General features: G+C 40.2%; 13 protein-coding genes. 10 read left to right on the top strand and 3 right to left on the bottom strand.

The genetic code is table 11. The annotated features are described in order from the left end of the window. The coding region (locus tag AB5754_RS06720; RefSeq protein ID WP_368259520.1) for an MFS transporter at positions 1 to 699 on the bottom strand (699 nt) is incomplete at its 3' end. A gap of 266 nt (positions 700 to 965) precedes the next feature. Between AB5754_RS06720 and AB5754_RS06715 the strand changes: the two genes are divergently transcribed. Both AB5754_RS06715 and AB5754_RS06710 read left to right on the top strand, forming a co-directional pair. Further along, positions 966 to 1,343, top strand: a complete 378-nt coding sequence (locus tag AB5754_RS06715; RefSeq protein WP_368251454.1) for a DUF1033 family protein — start codon at positions 966 to 968, stop codon at positions 1,341 to 1,343. Between the two features lie 140 nt (positions 1,344 to 1,483). Next, positions 1,484 to 3,559: a DNA topoisomerase 3 gene (locus AB5754_RS06710; protein ID WP_368251455.1), complete on the top strand. Its 2,076-nt coding sequence runs from the start codon at positions 1,484 to 1,486 to the stop codon at positions 3,557 to 3,559. Positions 3,560 to 3,692: 133 nt separating this feature from the next. Here AB5754_RS06710 and AB5754_RS06705 read toward each other — a convergent pair whose 3' ends face one another. After that, positions 3,693 to 5,711: a KUP/HAK/KT family potassium transporter gene (locus tag AB5754_RS06705; protein ID WP_368251456.1), complete on the bottom strand. Its 2,019-nt coding sequence runs from the start codon at positions 5,709 to 5,711 to the stop codon at positions 3,693 to 3,695. A gap of 242 nt (positions 5,712 to 5,953) precedes the next feature. On the opposite strand from AB5754_RS06705, the gene AB5754_RS06700 reads away from it, so the two are divergent. The 4 genes from AB5754_RS06700 to AB5754_RS06685 all read left to right on the top strand — a co-directional run bounded on the left by AB5754_RS06700 (position 5,954) and on the right by AB5754_RS06685 (position 8,941). After that, on the top strand, positions 5,954 to 6,715 hold the full coding sequence (locus tag AB5754_RS06700; protein WP_368251457.1) for an IclR family transcriptional regulator: 762 nt from the start codon (positions 5,954 to 5,956) through the stop codon (positions 6,713 to 6,715). A gap of 171 nt (positions 6,716 to 6,886) precedes the next feature. Next, positions 6,887 to 7,537, top strand: a complete 651-nt coding sequence (locus AB5754_RS06695; RefSeq protein WP_368251458.1) for a bifunctional 4-hydroxy-2-oxoglutarate aldolase/2-dehydro-3-deoxy-phosphogluconate aldolase — start codon at positions 6,887 to 6,889, stop codon at positions 7,535 to 7,537. Further along, positions 7,534 to 8,532 carry a PfkB family carbohydrate kinase gene (locus AB5754_RS06690; protein ID WP_368251459.1) on the top strand — a complete coding sequence of 333 codons (999 nt, stop codon included), beginning with the start codon at positions 7,534 to 7,536 and terminating at the stop codon, positions 8,530 to 8,532. The genes AB5754_RS06695 and AB5754_RS06690 overlap by 4 nt, the downstream gene beginning before the upstream one ends. Before the next feature lie 286 nt (positions 8,533 to 8,818). Next, positions 8,819 to 8,941: a hypothetical protein gene (locus AB5754_RS06685; RefSeq protein ID WP_311832531.1), complete on the top strand. Its 123-nt coding sequence runs from the start codon at positions 8,819 to 8,821 to the stop codon at positions 8,939 to 8,941. Positions 8,942 to 8,969: 28 nt separating this feature from the next. Here the strand turns inward: AB5754_RS06685 and AB5754_RS06680 are convergent, their stop codons facing one another. Continuing rightward, positions 8,970 to 9,140 carry a hypothetical protein gene (locus AB5754_RS06680; RefSeq protein WP_311832532.1) on the bottom strand — a complete coding sequence of 57 codons (171 nt, stop codon included), beginning with the start codon at positions 9,138 to 9,140 and terminating at the stop codon, positions 8,970 to 8,972. Between the two features lie 297 nt (positions 9,141 to 9,437). Between AB5754_RS06680 and AB5754_RS06675 the strand changes: the two genes are divergently transcribed. The 4 genes from AB5754_RS06675 (at position 9,438) to AB5754_RS06660 (ending at position 15,033) form a co-directional block, all read left to right on the top strand. After that, positions 9,438 to 11,825 (top strand): DNA translocase FtsK, encoded by a 2,388-nt coding sequence (locus tag AB5754_RS06675; protein ID WP_368251460.1) that lies wholly within the window; start codon positions 9,438 to 9,440, stop codon positions 11,823 to 11,825. A gap of 140 nt (positions 11,826 to 11,965) precedes the next feature. After that, on the top strand, positions 11,966 to 13,069 hold the full coding sequence (gene rlmN / locus AB5754_RS06670) for a 23S rRNA (adenine(2503)-C(2))-methyltransferase RlmN (RefSeq protein WP_368251461.1): 1,104 nt from the start codon (positions 11,966 to 11,968) through the stop codon (positions 13,067 to 13,069). Positions 13,070 to 13,216: 147 nt separating this feature from the next. After that, positions 13,217 to 13,765, top strand: coding sequence for a GNAT family N-acetyltransferase (locus AB5754_RS06665; RefSeq protein WP_368251462.1), 549 nt, complete (start codon positions 13,217 to 13,219; stop codon positions 13,763 to 13,765). A gap of 335 nt (positions 13,766 to 14,100) precedes the next feature. Further along, positions 14,101 to 15,033: an RNA-guided endonuclease InsQ/TnpB family protein gene (locus AB5754_RS06660; RefSeq protein WP_368251463.1), complete on the top strand. Its 933-nt coding sequence runs from the start codon at positions 14,101 to 14,103 to the stop codon at positions 15,031 to 15,033. The last annotated feature ends 34 nt before the right edge of the window (positions 15,034 to 15,067 follow it).

Genomic DNA, 15,067 nt, shown 5'->3' with positions numbered 1-15,067 from the left:
CATAGTGGTAATAAACATTCCAATCACCACATGGGGATATTTCAATTCTTTTAAAATTTGAGTAGCCGGTTGTAAGTCGGTTTTTTCAATCGGAGTAAATTCTTCGTGGACAAAAAAGAGACTTAAGAAAAAGACTAAAAGCAAAATACTACCGGTAATAAAGAAGGTCAGTCGATAACCAAAGGCGCTAGCGGTAATGCCGCCAACTAAAGGACCTAATAATTGCCCGGTAACGGAACCGGTAGCTAATGTACCTAATACTTGACCACTGCGCTTTTTGGGGGTACCAGTAGCAACGAGGGCTGTGGCATTACTAATATAGCCAGAAAAAACTCCTTGTAAGAGCCGTAAGCCTACCAACTGATAAACATTTGTAACCAAACCCATGGCGGCTAAAACCACGGCCATCCCTAGAGATGCTCGTAAAAGCATGAGTTTGCGACCTTTTTGATCGGCTAATCGTCCCCACCAAGGAGAGATGATTGTGGTTACTAGAAAAGTTGCAGAAAAAGCTAAGCCACTCCATAAGTTTAAGGCATGGGCAGAAAAATCTCCTAACGTATCGATGTATAGAGACATAAAGGGCATGACTAAACTAAAGCCGATACCGGCCATAAACGTACCGAACCAGAGGACAATCAAATTTTTTTCCCAAGTTTGGCGTGGTCGCATCACGGCTTCTTTGAGACGTTGAGGCAATAATGAAAACAAATAAAAGACTCCTTTATCTAGTGAAGATTCAAAGGAAATAATCTTTGAATCGAGGTCAAAAAAACTGCCTTACCATCATAGTACAGGAAAAGTTCTGGCGCAAGATGTCAGCTTCATAAAAGAAAAACTTAACGATCTTGCAAATACGAAGATAAAAAAACGGACATTTCTTTATAAATATGGTATTTTGATACAGAAATCTAGTTTGTGAAATAAGCAAGTGAGATAGAATTAGAAAAAAGGGAGTAGGCAAAATGTATCAAGTTGTCATCATGCATGGAGATAATGAACCTTGGTGGTTTTTTGAAGACTGGCGCAAAGATATTTGTTTTGAGCAACAGTTCGAAAGTGAGGAGCAAGCCATTGCTTTTTATCAAGGAGAATGGACTCGTTTAATGAAAGAATATCCAGAGCGTTCCGCCAAGCCTAATTATTTAGCCGCTTTCTGGAAAGCAGAAGATGAACGCTGGTGCGAAGAATGTGACGATTATTTGCAACAGTACACCGGATTGGCTTTATTAAAAGATTACCGACCTTTGACCGAAACCAGTAGCCCAGAGTTTTATCAGGAACTTCATGGTAAATCCAAGTGTCGTGTCTGTAATCGCCCACAACATTTTACCAACGTTTAAAAGACGAAGGAAGATGGCGCTAAACTTCTAGTAAAAGAAGGTAGCACCATCCTCCTTGGTCTTTTCTTGTGTGGTGCTATTTGATATGCTAGGACTAGTGTAAAGATGGCCGTATTGTAGCCAAAGGAAAAGGAGAAACTATGGGAAAAAAATTAATTGTTACAGAAAAACCCAGTGTAGCCAAAGATTACGCCAAAATTCTTGGGGCTAAAGCTCAAGGAAAAGATTACTTTGAAAGTGATCGCTACATCATCACCTGGGCTTATGGTCATTTATTGACTTTAAAATTACCGGAAGACTTAAAACCTGAATGGAAAACTTGGCAATTGGAAACTTTGCCTATGATTCCTAAAGAAATCGGTCTAAAACCACTGCCTAAGACCAATCGCCAATTAAAAGTGATTGCCAATCTTGCCAAGCGTAAAGATGTCACCGGGGCCATCATCGCCACAGACTCTGGTCGAGAAGGAGAAGCGGTGGGACGCTATATTTTCCAGTGGATTCGTTTTAACAAACCTTTGGAGCGATTGTGGATTTCTTCTCAAACGGAAAAAGCGGTGAAAACCGGCTTTGCTCAATTAAAACCAGCACAACAATATGAAAATCTCTATCAATCTGCGGTGGCTCGAGGAAAAGCCGATTGGTTAGTAGGCTTAAACGTCACCCGGGCACTGACAGTCAAATACGAAGACAATTTAAGTGCCGGCCGTGTTCAGACTCCAACTTTAAATTTAGTAGCCAAAGCTCAAGAAAAAATGGAAAAATTTATTCCAACTACTTATTATTCAGTGGAATTGCTTTATGGCAATGCGAAAGGACGTCTGCAAACCAGAAATCCCCAACAGTTTAAAGAATGTCAAGATGCGGAAGCTTTTGTGGCGGATTTAACTGGCAAAATTGGCAAAGTAGTAAGTGTGACTCAAAAGGAAAAGAGTCAAAATGCGCCTTTGCCTTATGACTTAACGGAATTGCAACAAGTAGCTAATTCTTTGTATCAGTATTCTGCTAAGAAGACCTTAAATTTGGTGCAAAGCTTGTATGAAACCCATAAGATTGTCAGCTATCCTCGGACAGATTCGAAGTATTTACCACAGGATTTAGCAGCCACGATGAAAGAACGCTTGCAAGCTTTGGCCAACTATGATGAGCGGGCTAAAAAGTATTTATCCCAAGGGGCCAAGGTTAAACAAAAAGCTGTCTTTAACGATGGCAAAGTCACCGATCACTATGCTTTGATTCCCACTGAAGAACGCCCTCGAGGAGAAAAATTATCCACAGATGAAAGTCGGATTTACCATTTGATTGTGGAACGCTTCTTTGGTTTGTTTGCTGAAGCCTACAAAACGGCTAAAACCACTGCAGAAGTCCAAATCGGTAGTGAAACCTTTGTCTTTAATCAAGAAGAAGTGCTAGCTGCCGGCTGGAAAAATGATGCTAAGGCAAGCAAAAATCAAGTGGACTGGCAGCAAGTGAAAAGTCTCAAAGGCGAGTTTGCCATTATAAAAGAGCTAACCCAAGCACCGAAACTGTTAAGTGAAGGTACATTACTGGCTCAAATGGAAAAATACAACTTAGGCACTCCAGCTACTCGAGCAGAAATTATTGAAAAATTACTGAAATCCGAATTAATGGAACGTCGTGGCAACGGTCTAGGGGTCACACCAAAGGGCAAACAGCTATTGAGTTTGGTTAATCCTTCTCTAGCTTCTCCAGACATGACTGCCAAATGGGAGCAAAGCCTAGAAGCCATTGCGAAAGGAAAAGAAGACCCAGAGCAATTTTTAAAGGGGATTGAAGCTGCTACTCGGAAATTGGTAGCTGAAATTAAGGATTCTAAGGAAACCTACAAAGATTTCTCGTTAACTAGCAAATTGTGTCCCGAATGCGGTAGCCAATTACGAGAGCGAAACACTCGAGATGGCAAGGTATATATTTGTAGCAATAGTGACTGTAATTACCGGCGTCGGAAAGATCCCAAAGTTTCCAACCACCGCTGTTCACAATGTCATAAGAAAATGGAAATTATCGATGGGAAAAATGGAGCGTTCTTTAAATGCAAGTTCTGCGGTATAACGGAAAAAATTCCCGATAAACAAGAACGGAAAAAGAAAATGTCCAAGCAAGAAGAACGCCGTTTGTTAAAGAAATACACTCAGGAAGAAGAAATGGAAAGTCCGCTGGCAGCAGCGTTAAAAGCGGCGATGAAAGAGCAATAAATAGACTAGAGAAATAACTGAGGGTATAAAAAGAAGCGTTGGAAGGCAGCGCTAACTTTCTATAAACTATAAAGCAAAAGCCAGTGAGGCCTAAAAGAGACCTCACTGGCTTTTTAAATGATCCAATCCTTGCTTACTGAGTCGGATCTTCAACCCGTTCTTTTAAGCGGGTTTTCTTTGGTGCGCCAATAATCAATGGAACATTTTCATAAAGCACATCACTATACTCTAAACCAAACCAATTTTCTGGTGACATGGTTAATTTTTTGATGGCTAGTTTTAATTGCATAATTTGCCGTTCCCATTTGCCGATAACTGTATTGTTGGAAAGGATTTTGCGAATCAAGATAAATTGAAAATCACCTACATTGCGGCCTTTACTAATGGTGTATTTTTGTGGTTGCAATGGCAAACGCCCTTGTTTCATCATATCGTGAATGATTTGGCGAATGTAGACATTGACTTCTTGCCCGATACGGAAGCCCAAATAAAGTTTTACTTTCATCACATAGTCGGTGCCCATAGTATCAATGGAGTATTCTTGGGTATAAGGTTCATCGGTAACGACAACATTGACAAACCAATAAACTTCCGCTCGCTTTGGTCGTTTGTCTAAAATGGAATACAAAACGGCTCTTTCAATATGATCTCCTTCAATCCGAGGAACTAAAAAGACCACGTTGGTTTGATACATAGGCAGATGTTCATCTTGGCGCAATTCATCTAGCTGAGGCAAGTAATCCTTTAAATCCACTTCATCTGAAGCGCGCTCTTCAATGCGATTCCCCCATTCCCAAATCAACATCACTGCTAGAATCACTAAAGCAATTAAGACCGCCACAAAACCGCCGTGGAAAAACTTGACTGCACTGGAAATAAAGAAGACCACTTCAATTGCTCCAAAGAACAAGCTTATTAGTAGAGAGATAACTAAAGGATAGCCCTTTTGGTGCAAGAAGAAGAACAGTAAGAACGTGGTCATCAACATCGTAACTGTAATGGACAATCCGTAAGCTGCTTCCATATGAGAAGAAGTGCGGAAAGTAATGACGATTAAAGAACAAGCCAACCATAACAATAAATTCACTAAAGGAATATACATCTGACCAATGCTTTTTCCGGGATAAGTAATTTTCATCCGAGGCAATAGTTTCAACTTAATTGCTTCAGAAACTAAGGTGAAAGAGCCAGAAATCAACGCTTGAGAAGCAATCACGGCGGCTATTGTTGCAAAGCCTACCCCAAGAACCATCCAGCCATTGGGCATCATACGAAAGAAGGGATTCAAGTCTTCAATGCTTTGGTAGCTAGGATCTTGGTAGATTTTCGTCAACCAGGCGGCTTGGCCCAAATAGTTTAACATCAAACAGACTTTAACATAAGGCCAGCTGATATAGATGTTTTTCTTGCCTACATGGCCCATATCCGAGTATAGAGCTTCTGCTCCGGTGGTAGCCAAGAAAATATTACCTAAAATAAAAATACCTAAGTGGTTGTCAGGACTTAGCAGTAATTTCACCGCGTAGTAGGGATTAAATGCACGAATAACGCTTAAATCTTGACTGAAATTAATAATCCCCACGAGACCTAGAAAGGTAAACCATAAAAACATCACGGGTCCAAAGGCTTTTCCCACTAGATCAGTCCCAAAACGCTGCATGGAAAAAAGCACTAAGATAATGACTAACGTGATGATTACAATAATGTTTTGATCCATCCCGAAGCGTTGAAAGAATTCAGGAATCCCGCGTAGCCCTTCAATAGCAGTGGTCACCGTTACCGCAGGAGTCAAAACGCCATCTGCTAATAAGGCTGCACCACCAATCATGGCAGGGATAATTAAAAACTTCCCTTGTTTACGAACTAAAGTATAGAGGGAGAAAATCCCACCTTCACCGTGATTATCCGCTTTTAAAGCGATAATTACGTACTTAACAGTGGTTAAAATGGTTAAAGTCCAAAAGATGAGGGAAACAGCCCCCAAAATATAGTCGGGATTAATCGACTTTAGACCACCATTTTCGCCAACAATGGCTTTCATTACATACAATGGGCTGGTTCCAATATCACCGTACACAACCCCCATCGCCACCAACAAGCCCCCAAAAGAAATCTTATGGATTGGTTGGTGTTTTACCTGTGCATCTCTCATGGTTCTCCTCCAAAATTTACCCTTGGTCTGTGACACTTCACTTAGTGGACCAAGCAGGCAAGTAGTCTTTAAAAACAGACCATTTTGCTACCCACACTCTACTCAGAATTCTCTAAATAGTCAATCAAAATAGAAGAGATTACAGAAAAAATGGGATGCCGGCATATTTTTTTAATCAATTTTTCTTTTCATTTCTGCTTATCTGAAGTACAATTTCTTATAAAGAAAAAGAGGTGTGTTATATGGAAACTCAAAAACCTTATGGTACGGTATTGGTTAAAGCTTCCTATATATTGGATTATTTGGCGGGGATGCCAAATTCTTCCTTACAAGAAATTGCCAAGGGGACTCAATTGACTTCTTCTACGGCTTTGAAGATTTTAGATACGTTGATTTTGATTGGGTATGTGGAGAAAAGTATAGATAAAAACTATCGCTTAGGTACTCGCTTGATTCGGTACGCAAATCACGATTTGGCCCAAAATGCGTTAGTGGAAACAACCCAGCTTTATTTGGAACTATTAAATGAAGAAGTAGATGAGACCATTCATCTAGGAGTTTTAGCTACAGATGAAATATTATACCTTAATAAGATCGAACCGAAAAGGCAAACGATTTTAATGTCTTCTAAAATTGGCATTACCCGGCCATTGTACTCTTCAGCCATGGGGAAAGCCGTTTTAGCTGAATTTACTTCTGGGCAATACCGAGATTATTTAGAGAAGACTCAATTAGTACCTTATACACCTAATACTATTACCAATCCTCTGAAGTTAGCGGATGAAATCCAACAGGTGAAAACTAGCAAAGTAGCTTTTGATGATGAAGAGATGGAAAAAGATATCTTTTGTGTAGGTGCTACTATAATGACAGAAGGAGAGTTACAAGGGGCATTTAGTGTTAGCATGCCGAAATACCGCTTGACTCCAGAATTTAAAGAAAAGGTAGTTCGCTTAGTTTTAGAAACCAAAAGCCAGATTGAAGAACAGTTGCAGTCCAAATAATTCCTCTTATTTTGCTGGGAAAAGTAATTGTCTTTTTTAGAAATCCATGTATAATTAAGGTGTAATTTCTGATAAGAAAAATAATATTTCTTATTTGGAAATGTCGAGTTGAGATGTGCAGTACAATATTGTTATTGATGAAGAATACTTAATTTAGAGGAGTGGTTTTCAATGAAACGTGTGGATATTTTAAACAAATTGGCAAATGCTGGCGTGATTCCGGTAGTCCGAGGTGATTCCAAGGAACAAGGAATCAAATCTTGTGAAGCACTTTTGGCTGGTGGAATGAAAGGTCTAGAAATTACCTTTACTTTGCCTAAAGCCGATGAAGTGATTGCTGAAATCGTAGGAAAAAATGAAGATCCGGAGGTAGTTGTTGGGGCAGGCACCGTTTTAGATGCTATTACCGCTCGCTTGGCAATTATGGCTGGAGCAGAATTTATCGTAAGTCCAACTTTTGACCAAGAAACTGCTGAAATCTGTAACTTGTATCAAATTCCTTACTTACCAGGTTGCATGACCATTACTGAAATCAAAAATGCCTTGAAAGCTGGCGTAGATATTGTGAAACTATTCCCTGGATCTGCTTTTGGTCCTTCCATTATTGGAGCTTTCAAAGCACCGCTACCTCATGTGAACATCATGCCAACTGGTGGCGTTAGCTTGGAAAATATGAAAGACTGGTTCAAAGCTGGAGTGATCACAGTAGGTGTCGGCGGGAACTTAATGAAACCGGCTGAAACTGGCGATTACGCTGGGGTGACGGCCGCTGCTAAAGAATATATGGCAGAATTTGCACGGATTAAGGCAGGTCAAATATGAAAAAAATCGTCACATTAGGAGAAATCATGCTTCGCCTTTCTACGACGGATGCGTCACGACTGGCGGAAAATGCCCTGTTTGCGGCTCATTACGGCGGAGGAGAAGCCAATGTGGCGATCTCTTTGGCAAATTATGGACATCAAGTGTCCTTTGCTAGCCTTGTTCCTGAGAATCCACTGGGGCTAGCAGTGAAACAGCATTTGCAAAAATATGGCGTGGATTGTGACTTGTTAAAAATGGGTGGCGAACGTCTAGGTACTTACTATTTGGAAACTGGTATTGGTCTGCGTTCTTCTAATGTAGTTTATGACCGAAAATACTCTAGCTTTTCAGCTGCGGAAACTTTTCCCTGGGATTTTGAGGAACTATTGGCTGATACAGAGGTATTGCTGATTTCTGGGATAACGCCAGCATTGTCGCCTAATTGGCGTCAGTGGACCTTAGAGTTAGCAAAAGCGGCCAAAGCTTGTGGAGTTAAAGTTGGTTTAGATATCAACTACCGAGGGAAATTATGGTCAGTGGAGGCCTGTGGCGCTTTTGTACGAGAAATCGCCGGTTACGTAGATTATTTATCGGCAGCTCGTTTAGATGCGTTAAACTTTTTTAACGTGCCGGAACAAGAGAATGCCGACTTGAGCTATTATTATCAAGAAATTCAAGCTTGCTATCCAAATATTGAATTGTTCTATTCCACTACGAGAAAAGTTTACAATGCGAATCACAATCATTTAATTGGCAATCTTTACCAAAAAGGGCAATTGTATACTTCTAGTGAATATGACATTGCTTATATCGTGGATCGTGTTGGTGGTGGAGATGCTTATACTGGTGGCATTTTTCATGGCATCTTAAGTGGCTTTACTCCTGAAAAAACGGTGGAATTTGCAACATTAGCTTCAGCGATGAAACATACGGTTGCTGGGGATCATAACCAATTTAGCGCCACAGATATTGAAGAGTTATTAATCAGTGGTGTCAAAGAAATCAAACGCTAGTACTAGTCTCAGACTTAGGTCTGGGGCTTTTTTGATGGTAAATCTAGTTCATTCCGCTTTTTTATTAGAAGATAATTTGTTTTTTTAAAAGGTGAATTACTTGATTAGAGGGGAAAAGGTCTTTAAAAAGTACGGAATTAATTGAGATTGTGAAAAAAATACTATAAAGGATAAATAACTACTAACTGTTTTTTTATTTAATATAACGGGCATTTTAAGGAAAAGATACAGAATATTTGGTATTCTTTTTTCAAGATTGGTATACATAGGAGACGAGGTGGGACAGGTGTTTCGTAATCAACAGAAATTTTGGTTAGGCTTTGTTCTATATATTTTAGGAGGCATTATGCTTATCGGGGGTGTTTTACTAATCATCTTGCACATTTTAGGGATTCCAATTTTATTGTAAAAAAAGAAAGCCACACCAGGTGACTTTCTCAGTAAGCAATCAGATGAAAGATGCCCATAAAGACTGCTTTGATTTTACGAATCCATTTATTTTTGTCTTCTAATTCTGCATAGACCGACTTAATACTGCGACGAGTTAAGAGATAGAAGAGATAGGCAACGGCCACAAAAAAGAGGAAAAATAAAAATAAAAATAGCATGATAAACCAGACAACTCCTCAATAATAATCAAAATAATTCCAAGATATATGACCAGAGGGCTAAACTACCTTTTAGGTCACAATCCGCACTTTACCCTATCAAAAAAGTGGAAAAAGTGCAAAGAATATCAGGCTGGATTTGTAAATTTAATAAAATTTATGATTAAAACGTTTTCGCCTGCTGCTTATTCACTAAATAAGTAATAGGCTTTTTCTTTGTGGAATATCCTGAGAGGAAAACTGTTGTTCCCCGATTTTTTTGGTATAATGGGAAGGATGAAATGAGGGAAAATAGGAATGGCACAAAAAAAACGTAGACGAAAGAAAACAAAAAAAGAAATCCAACAACAAGAGAAATTGACGATTTTATTTGTTGGCGTGTTGTTTGTCCTTTTAGCAGTCTTCGGTCTATTTCGCTTAGGCTTTTTAGGAATCTTGTTAGCCAATTGTCTGCGCTTGATTGGTGGAAATACTTATCCAGTGTTAGGTCTTGGCTTAGGAGCGTATGGCATCTGGCTGATGGTTAAAAAATTAGATGCGAAAATTGAAAACTATCGCCGGGTAATCGGAGTGTGCGTGTTGTATCTAGGGGTGTTGCTGTTGTTTCATGCAGTGCTTTTTGGAAAAGTTCAGCAGACGCCTAATATTATTGGTACAACTTGGAGCTTGTTGTTACAAGATATTCGTGCTAGTCAAGTGACACAAAATGTGGGGGGCGGAATGTTAGGCGCCTTTTTATATAGTGCCACTTACTTTCTTGTCTCCCAAGTGGGTAGTTATTTGATTGCTATTTTACTTTTATTATTTGGCGCTTTTTTGGTTAGTGATTTATCAACAGGACAGCTAGTGGAACTTTTCCAAGACTTAGGCAATCACATCAGCCGTTTGCTCACTGCTTCTCCCGAAAAACAAGCAGCCCGAGAAGCGAAAAAAGCCCAACGTCAAGCAGACAAAGCTGCTAAACTGGCAGCAGAAAAAGAAGCAGCTAAGGCCCAGATTTTGGCAAATGAAAAGAATCAAGTTCGACCTTTAACAGAGGCTGAAAAATTAGCTCAAACAAAGCAAGAACCAACAACCATTGTAGAACCAGAGCAAGGAGATATCTTCAGTCGTGTACAAATTGATGGCTTTACACCACCAGAAACGCAAATCCCTCAATCAAGTACACCCCAAGCAGAACAAACACCGGAAGTAGAAGACGACGGGGAAGATTTGGACTTTGAAATTTCAGAGGAGCTGGAAGATCGAGACTATCAATTGCCACCGGTGACTTTATTGGATCAGTTGCCACCTACTGATCAATCCGATGAATACAAGCGAATTGAACACAATATTGGCGTGTTAGAAACCACCTTCCAAAGTTTTGGGGTGGATGCTAAAGTGGTGAAAGCTAGTTTGGGTCCGGCAGTAACCAAATATGAAGTTCAGCCGGCAGTGGGGGTTAAAGTTTCAAAAATTGTTAATTTAACCGATGATATTGCATTGGCGCTGGCCGCAAAAGATGTGCGTATGGAAGCCCCAATTCCCGGAAAATCTTTAATTGGGATTGAAGTACCCAACAGCACGGTTTCTACGGTATCTTTCCGAGAAGTCATTGAAGCTACTCCGGATCATCCAGATAAATTATTGGAAGTACCATTGGGCCGGGATATTTCCGGTCAAATTCAATTGGCAGATCTTTCCAAAATGCCTCACTTGTTGATTGCCGGATCTACTGGGAGTGGGAAGTCAGTGGCGATTAACGGGATTATCACCAGCATTTTAATGAAGGTCAAGCCCCATGAAGTCAAGCTCATGATGATTGACCCGAAAATGGTAGAATTAAATGTTTACAACGGGATTCCTCATTTATTAACACCAGTGGTTACCAATCCTCGAAAAGCGGCTCAAGCTTTACAAAAAGTGGTAAAGGAAATGGAAGAGCGCTACGAGAAATTTGCGGCCACGGGAGTGCGCAATATCACCGGCTACAACGAATTTGTCCAACAGCGCAGTTTAGAAGATGGTGAAATTCATCCGACCTTGCCTTTTATTGTGGTCATTGTAGATGAATTAGCCGACCTTATGATGGTGGCGTCTAATGAAGTGGAAGATGCCATTATTCGCTTGGCCCAAATGGCACGGGCGGCGGGGATTCACATGATTTTAGCTACTCAACGGCCAAGTGTAGATGTTATTACCGGAATTATTAAAGCCAATGTACCTTCTCGTATGGCTTTTGCCGTATCCAGTGGGGTGGATTCCCGGACGATTATTGACACCAACGGGGCGGAAAAACTTCTAGGTCGAGGCGATATGCTCTTCTTGCCTATGGGGGAAAATAAACCACTTCGGGTGCAAGGAGCCTTTATTTCTGATCATGAAGTGGAACGGATTGTGGAGTTTGTCACGGATCAGCAAGAAGCCCATTATGAAGAAAAAATGATGGTCACTGATGAAGAAGCAGCTGGTGGCAGTGCAGGAAGTAGTGCGCCAGAAGATGAACTCTTTGACCAAGCCAAGGAGTTGGTGGTGGAAATGCAAACCGCCAGTGTTTCTTTATTGCAACGCCGTTTTAGAATTGGCTATAATCGGGCGGCTCGCTTAGTAGATGAATTGGAAGCTCACGGAGTAGTGGGGCCTTCTGAAGGAAGTAAACCGCGAAAAGTCTTAATCGAACCGATACCGGAAGAACCAGAAATATAATATAGAAGCAAAATGCGTCGGCTTGCGGGCTGACGCATTTTTTATGACTTGGCTTTTTGTTAAGAAGCTATAGGGGGAATTGAAATACTACGGTTTTTCCGTTATAGTAGGAACGATATTTTTGGAAACGAGGGAACGATTTGAAACCATCTATTTATGGTCTGACCAAGGCCCAATTGACTTCTTGGCTAGCAGAACAAGGGGAAAAGAAATTCCGAGCTACCCAAATTTGGGAGTGGCTTTATGAAAAGCGGGTGGACTCCTTTGACCAGATGACTAATCTGTCAAAAAGCCTGATTGAAAAATTACAAGAACACTATGTCATTAATCCCCTGACTCAACTAGTGGTTCAAGAAGCCAAAGATGGCACGGTGAAATACTTGTTTGAATTACCAGATCAAATGATGATTGAAACGGTATTAATGCGCCAAGAATATGGGATGTCGGTTTGTGTGACGACACAAGTGGGCTGCAATATCGGTTGTACCTTTTGTGCCAGTGGTCTTTTGCGCAAACAACGGGATTTGACTGCAGGAGAAATCACAGCCCAAATTATGTTGGTACAACGCTATTTTGATGAACGAAATCTAGGTGAGCGCGTTTCCCACGTGGTAGTGATGGGCATTGGCGAACCCTTTGATAATTATGATAATGTCATGGACTTCTTGCATATTATTAATGATGCGAAAGGGTTGGCCATTGGGGCACGGCATATTACCGTATCCACCAGTGGTTTGGCTAAAAAAATCCGCGCTTTTGCTGAAGAAGACTTACAAGTCAACTTGGCGATTTCACTCCATGCACCCAATAATGAAGTTCGTTCTTCCATGATGCGGATTAACAAGAGCTATCCTTTAGAAACTTTAATGGAAGCTGTGGATTATTATTTGTCGAAAAACAATCGCCGCATCACCTTTGAATACATCATGTTAAAAGATGTGAATGATCACTTGGAACATGCGGATCAATTAGCAGCCTTGTTACAAAATAAGAAAAAGTTGGCCTATGTGAACTTGATTCCCTATAATCCCGTTAGTGAACACGATCAATACAGCCGTAGTGACAAAGAGGCCCAATTGCGTTTTTATGATCGTTTGAAAAAACGAGGCATTAACTGTGTTATCCGCAAAGAACATGGGACAGATATCGATGCTGCTTGTGGTCAATTACGGGGGAAACAAATGAAAAAAAGAGCCGCTAAAAGCAAAGTAGCAAAAAAAGCCATTGCTACAGAGTCACTTTAGACAAAGGGTGAAGGTAAAGAAGAACAGGCCTTAGATACTAGCAAGTATCATGGCTCTGTTCTTTTTTGCTAGCAGTTGAAAGCGAATCAATACCTGAATAAGTGAGGAAATGGTACAATTGGGTCATTATAAAAAGTAGGTGAAGCTATGATTGTCACAGAATTTGATCGAGAAGACCCAAGTTTAAAAGTTCAGTTGGCGGATTTATTGGAGCTGACTTGGCCGGATGCATACGGAGGAAACGGCGCTCGAGAAGTGGATCAATTATTGCAAAAAGATACCGTCGCCATTGCTGCTTTAGTCGGCGATGAATTAATCGGTTTTGCTACAGCACTACCGCAATACGGTCAGACCGGCTGGAAATTGCGGATTATGGCAGTGCGAGATAGTCACCGTAAGCAACGGATTGGCGCTCGACTGATGGCCTTTATAGAAGAGGAAGTCGCTTCAAGAGGTGGCTTGGTGATGTATTTAGGGGCTGCTGATAACTACCATCAGACAAGCTTAAGTGAAGAAGACTTATTTGTGAATCCATTACAGAGTTTACAAGAAATTGAAAATGTAAATCATCATCCTTATGAATTTTATCAAAAACAAGGCTATCAGCTTGTAGGAGTGATTCCTGATGCCAATGGCTGGCAACAACCAGATATTCTTATGGCAAAGCGCTTAGTAAAACGACCAGCTGATTTATAAAAATAACTAAATCAATTAATAGAATAAGGATTGGTCAAAAAGAATGGGCCAGTCCTTATTTTATTTGTCTTTTAGTAAAACGCTATACTACTTTTCTGTAAGGAAAAGGCAGTTTTTTTGTCATTATTTTTTAGAGATTGAATAAAAGAAAAAGAGTCAATAAACTTGTGAATGAAGCAATTTTTATCATGGATGAATTTTTGTTTATCCAATAATAGATGTTCTTTTATGGAAATATGCGTGATTTGCTTGATTTTTCTATAAAAATTCATTAGACTTGAGTACAAGTTTGAAAGTAGGCAATATTCAGAAAATTTAGCGAGAGGGTGAGAGACATGAATGTTTTAAAGGCTTATAAATTTCGTTTATACCCTACAGGGGAACAGCGGAAGTTTTTTATTGAAACATTCGGTTGTGTCCGTTTTACCTACAATGCTTTGCTAAAAGATCGGGAACAAAGCATTCCAGGTGAAAAAAACTCTTTAACACCGGCTAAATTGAAATGTAGCTATCCTTTTTTAAAGCAGACCGATAGCTTGGCATTGTCCAATACGCAGCGAAATTTAGATCGAGCTTTTCGTAATTTTTATGCTGGCCGATGCGCTCATCCCAAATTGAAAACCAAAAAAAATCAGTGGCAGTCTTATACCACAAACAATCAACAAGGGACGATTCGCATTGAAGAGGGTCAGTTGAAACTACCTAAATTAAAGAGCTTGGTTCCTTTAAATCTTCATCGAGAAGTAAAAGGGCAGATTCGTTCGGCGACTATTTCTGCAAAAAATTTAGAAGAGTTCTATGTTTCCTTGCTTTGTGAAGAAGAAGTTACACCCTTGCCTAAAACGCGGAAAAAAATTGTTTTGCATTTTTGCCCGGAACAGTTGCTTCAAGAAAATCAAGGATTAAAAACTCGATTTTGCCAAGAGGAACTTCAAGAAAAAATCGCCCGGGAAGAACGGCGACTGGCGATTCGTTCGGAAAGTGCTCGTCGGCGTCTGGTTAAATTAAAAACAGCCAAAAATTACCAAAAGCAAAAAGCCCGCGTTTTGGAATTGTATCGTCACAAAAAAGCCCGCAAGCAGAGCTATATGGATGAGTTGTCTTTAAAACTGGTGGAAAAATATGATGAGATTATTCTTTACCACGCATCAAGTCAAACCGGTACTTTCGGCTCCAGTGACTGGCAACATTTTCTCCAAAAAGTTCAGTATAAAGCTCGTTGGTACGGCAAAACGGTTGTGGTGAAATCATTGCAGAAAAAAGCTTGAGAATGAAAAAACAATGGAACTGGAAGGGACTCCA

The organism is Enterococcus sp. 2201sp1_2201st1_C11_2201SCRN_220225 (genome assembly GCF_040925905.1).
Taxonomy (GTDB): domain Bacteria; phylum Bacillota; class Bacilli; order Lactobacillales; family Enterococcaceae; genus Enterococcus_C; species Enterococcus_C asini_A.
This window is presented reverse-complemented; position numbering and strand designations above follow the sequence as displayed.